Origin of the sequence: Vibrio sp. 10N.261.52.A1, assembly GCF_002876325.1 — a bacterium.
Lineage (GTDB): Bacteria > Pseudomonadota > Gammaproteobacteria > Enterobacterales > Vibrionaceae > Vibrio > Vibrio chagasii.
The window spans coordinates 1-493 of record NZ_MCYD01001439.1 but is presented as its reverse complement, the minus strand read 5'-3'; the positions used below and the strand labels follow the sequence as shown (position 1 = coordinate 493).

Sequence of the window (493 nt, the reverse complement as noted above, 5' to 3'; positions counted from 1 at the left end):
CCCTGGAAGACCTGTACTTACACCACAAGTTAAGAAGCCTTGAGATGTGACTTTGTCCAGAGTGCTTTCTGCCGCTGATGCTGATGTTGCCATCATCGCAGTTGATGCAGCTACTACTGAAGCAAGAAGTGTTAGTTTATTTGTCATTTGTATCCTTCCTTGTTAACCAGGTGACACCTGATACTCGTGCTCATTTGAGTTTTCTATATGTGTTGCGTTTTCTATGACCTTGTTGTCTAAATCAAACGAGTTGCATTTTGCAAATGAAACTGTGTGCGATTTAATCAACTGTTTATAAGGTTAGGAAAGGATCCGTAGTTTCACAAATGTATAATTTAAAAAGAATTTTGAATGAAATCACAAATCCGAACACATTTAGAATGACCAAATGTTAACTGAATGTAAATAGTGCAAGGGTTCACACTGTTGGTGCAACAAGATTTAGATTTTTATATTGATAATCGACTAGATAAAAATCCTGAATGAATCTCAC

General features: G+C 36.5%; 1 pseudogene. It reads right to left on the bottom strand.

Features of this window, described 5'->3' with window-relative positions:
* Positions 1-147: pseudogene (locus BCT81_RS28915) on the bottom strand (amino acid ABC transporter substrate-binding protein); the annotation flags it as partial.
* Positions 148-493 lie beyond the last annotated feature (346 nt).